Consider the following 4,048-nt stretch of genomic DNA (forward strand, 5'->3'; position numbering starts at 1 on the left):
GGTTCAGCAACGACCACATCGTGAAGATTGCCGCGCATGGTGGAGGCGCGCGTCGCCTCACGTTGGCCGTTGGCGAAGCATCACAGTCGGCAATGTCAAGTTGAGGCTGCAGGCGGTTAAAATGGAGCACGAAGAAGATGAAGTCGCCGCATCACCGTTTCAATGTGAGTCTGCGAGACGTCGAGGAGTTGTTGCTCGAGCGTGGCGTAACCGTTACCTATGAGTGTTTGCAACTGGTGTGAGCGGTTTGGTGCGCAGTTTGCGCGTCGCGCGAACTGCCGCACGGGGCAAGTTGGGCTCGACCTGGCACCTCGATGAACGGCATTGTCACGTTAGCGAGCTTTCATGCCTTACAGGGCGAGACTGACGACTTGGACGAAAAAACGGCCATTCAGGCACTTGATCGCAAGGCCGGATCTTGTCGCTCTCGCCCCGTCGCGCCGAAAGTCACGGCTTTGAATACACACGCAACGGCACCCTGAGCCTGATTGCGGCGTTGAATGTCGCCACGGGCGAGGTGTTGGGCAGGACTGCTCCACGCCATACCAGTGCTCAGTTCGTCGCGTTCCTCACCGAGGTGGTGTCGGCACAGCCAGCCAGAAAGGAGATTCACGTGATCTGCGACAACGTGAGCAGCCACAAAACCGACGCCGATCAAACCTTTCTGGCTGACCATACGAACGTCTCGTATTCGTCATGGTTGAACTAGGTCGAGAACTGGTTTGCCCGCATCCAGCGCGACGTCATCACGCGCGGGGTATTCACCAGCACCAAAGACCTCGACAAGAAGCTCATGCGCTATATCCGCCAATACAACAAGCAGGCTGCCCCGTTGAAATGGAAGTATTCCGATCCAACTCGACGCATCCGGTGCAATTCATCCGGTCAACGGACTAGGGCGTGTTCACACTATGCTGATTTAAGGTTATGCTTCGGAGATGGAAATCTCCGAAGCCCAATTCAAACAGATCGAACACTGCCTGCCACGACAACGAGGCAATGTGAGCCTGTCGAACCTGCAAGTGCTCAACGCGATCCTCTATGTTGCTGAGCACGGATGTAAATGGCGCGGCCTGCCGCCACGTTTCGGTCGCTGGCATACGATCTACACGCGCATGAATCGTTGGTCTCGCAACGGCGTACTGGACCGAGTGTTCACGGAGTTGCAGCGCGCACAGATTATTCGCGTCCGAATTGAAGCGGTGTCGCTGGATAGCACGATCGTGAAGGTTCATCCTGACGGCACCGGTGCGTTAAAAAAAATGGACCCCAAGCCATCGGCAAATCTCGCGGAGGATGGACAACCAAGATTCATATGGTTGCCGCGGATGCTCGAACAGCCATAACGTTCGCGCTATCGCAGCCCGGTCAAGCTGGCGATGCGCCGCACGGACGAGCACTGCTCGAACGCCTGGGACCGCCGAGTCGGCCGCTGCACCTGCTGATGGACAAGGCGTACGAAGGCAACGAAACCCGACAGTTCGCGCTTGATCTCGGCTTCATCCCGGTCGTTCCTCCGCTGAGCACGCGCGTCGAGCCTTGGGAGTACGACCGGGAAATGTACAAACGTCGGTAAGCGATCCATTATCGACGTCTACTCAACAGCACTCTGAGCGAGGAGCATAGGTGTCCACCTATTTACGAGGTGGACACCTATGGCTGACAAAGACTCAGGGCTGAGAGTAGTTCGGCAAAGTAGTGACGGCCGTCGCCGTTACGATGAAAATGGCAAACGAGCATTGGTCGAGGCGGCGTTACGCCCGGGTGTGTCGGTCGCCCGCATGGCGCAGGAGCACGGGGGCAACGCTAACCTGCTACGCAAGTGGATCACGAAATACCTGATGGAGCGCGAGAAAGGCGTCTCGCCGACGCCGCAGGATAACGGTGGCTTGCGGCCTTCGGGTAATGCGACTGACAGCCTGGCGATCGATCCTCCGAGTTCTCACCAGCTCATCGTTGGCGCGGCAACATCACCCGCGTTCGTGCCTGTCGTTTCGGTACCGCCTGCGTCCTCACCGCCATCTCCGTCGATGACGCTTACGCTGCATGTGCATCTGTCGAACGGTGTTGAACTCGAACTGGGCAAGGCCATCGCGACCATTGATGAACTGACAACCTTGGTTCAGATCCTTGGGAGGATGCCGTGTTCCGGTTCGACGACAATCTGAAGGTGTATCTGCACCGCGATCCTGTCGACTTCCGGTACGGCATGAACAGCCTGTCGATTCTCGTTGAACAGTCGATGCGCCTGAATCCGATGGACTCGTCGCTTTACATCTTCGGAAACCGGCGTCGCGACAGGATCAAGATCCTTGGCTGGGACGGTAGCGGTTTCTGGCTTATGACGAAACGATTGGAGGCAAGCCGTTTCATCTGGCCCGACAACAAGGCTGAGGTCGTGACGATGACGCCCAACGTGCTGCACGCGCTGATCGATGGCGATGACATCACTACGATTCGACGACATCCGAAGCAGGAATATCTGCGTGTGAGCTGAACAGGCTGACGGTGTGCTGGTCTAATCCGGCATGCCGGTCAACGTCACGATCACCGCCGAGGAACTGAAAGAACTGCTCGCCGAACGCGATGCCGCTCGTGCGTTGCGAGAAGAACAGGAGGCGTTACGCGGCGCCCTGCGGCTTGTGACAGCGGAACGCGATCTCGCCGAGGAACGACTCCGGGCCTACCGTCACGAGTTGTTCGGCGCAAAGAGCGAGGCACGAGACTCGGATCAACCCAGCCTGTTCAACGAAGCCGAGGTGCTCGGCGCGAGCAGCACGCCTGCTCAGGAAGATACTCCAGAATCGACGGTCGCTGCACATACGCGCAAGAAGCGGGGTCATCGCAAGCCACTCGATCCCAACCTGCCGCGCGACGTTGTGCGGCACGAGCTGCCCGAAGCCGAACGCTTCTGCATGAACGATGGTCACGCGCTCGTCGAGTTCGGCGTGGAGATCAGCGAGCAGCTCGACGTGATTCCGGAGCAGCTTCGCGTGATCCAGCACCAGCGCGTCAAATATGCATGTCCGTGCTGCGATCTCGGCATCAAGGTGACGCCGGCGCCGCCTCGCATCATCCCTCGCGGGCTGTTGAGTGAATCGGCGCTCGCATGGATCGCCACCGGCAAGTATCAGTTCGGGATGCCACTGTATCGCCAGGCCGGTCTGCTACGTCGCTTCGGCGGCGACATCTCCTCGAACACGATTGCAGCGAGCATGGTCCGTGCGGGTCTCGCGACGCAACCTGTGATCAACCTGATGCGCGATGCGTTGCTCGATGCCGAGCTGATCTACTGCGACGAGACGACACTCCAGGTGCTGAAGGAAAAGGGCCGTCGACCGCAAACGAAGAGTTACCTTTGGGCGCAGATGACCGATTTGGGCGTGCCCATCCGCTGCTTCACCTATACACCGGGGCGTGGCACCAGGCTGGCCGACAAGCTGTTCACCGGGATCCGGGAGGGCGCAGTCATGATGACCGACGGCTATGAGCCCTACAACGACATCGCTCGGCGTCACCAGCTCGTGCACCTTGGATGCTGGGTTCACCTGAGACGGTACTTCGTCAAAGCAGAGGACAGCGTACCAAAGGCCGCCCGAACGCACGATCTGCTGGCGACGCGCTTCATCAAATTGATCGGCAAGCTGTTCGCGGCCGAGGCACGCAGCGCGACGTGGACCGCACAGCGACGACAGCGGTTGCGGCGACGATACAGCGCGCGCGTACTCGACGCCATCCACGCGCTGATGCTCGAGCAATCGCCCGGTGTTGTACCGAAAAGCCTGCTCGGCAAAGGACTGACCTATCTGCGCGTGCAGTGGCCGAAGCTGATCCGCTACATCGAGAATGGCAGTTGGCCGATCAGCAACAATCCATGTGAGAATGCGATTCGACCGTTCTGCGTGGGGCGCCGCGGATGGCTGTTCTCGGACACTGTCGAAGGCGCGAACGCGAGCGCCAATCTCTATACGTGCGGTGGACTAGACTAAATCTGACAGTGGTTGGTTTTTCGTGCTGGCGCGCATTGGCGCGGAGGGCGTAGCCCGTA

General features: G+C 59.1%; 3 protein-coding genes and 3 pseudogenes. All 6 read left to right on the forward strand.

All coding sequences use genetic code 11. The features are described 5' to 3' along the window. Positions 1–137 precede the first annotated feature (137 nt). Positions 138–319: pseudogene (locus DID99_RS38225) on the forward strand (IS6 family transposase); the annotation flags it as partial. A 52-nt stretch (positions 320–371) separates the two neighbouring features. After that, positions 372–886: pseudogene (locus DID99_RS35850) on the forward strand (transposase); the annotation flags it as partial. 52 nt (positions 887–938) lie between these two features. Beyond that, positions 939–1,573: pseudogene (locus tag DID99_RS35855) on the forward strand (IS5 family transposase); the annotation flags it as partial. Positions 1,574–1,655: 82 nt separating this feature from the next. Continuing rightward, positions 1,656–2,168: a transposase gene (locus DID99_RS35860; RefSeq protein ID WP_124668670.1), complete on the forward strand. Its 513-nt coding sequence runs from the start codon at positions 1,656–1,658 to the stop codon at positions 2,166–2,168. Next, positions 2,144–2,497, forward strand: a complete 354-nt coding sequence (gene tnpB, locus DID99_RS35865; protein WP_124668671.1) for an IS66 family insertion sequence element accessory protein TnpB — start codon at positions 2,144–2,146, stop codon at positions 2,495–2,497. The genes DID99_RS35860 and tnpB overlap by 25 nt, the downstream gene beginning before the upstream one ends. Before the next feature lie 31 nt (positions 2,498–2,528). Beyond that, entirely contained in the window at positions 2,529–3,989 is a 1,461-nt protein-coding gene (tnpC, locus tag DID99_RS35870; RefSeq protein ID WP_124668672.1) for an IS66 family transposase, read from the forward strand. Positions 3,990–4,048 lie beyond the last annotated feature (59 nt).

Origin of the sequence: Burkholderia sp. Bp8986 (assembly GCF_003854225.1) — a bacterium.
Lineage (GTDB): Bacteria > Pseudomonadota > Gammaproteobacteria > Burkholderiales > Burkholderiaceae > Burkholderia.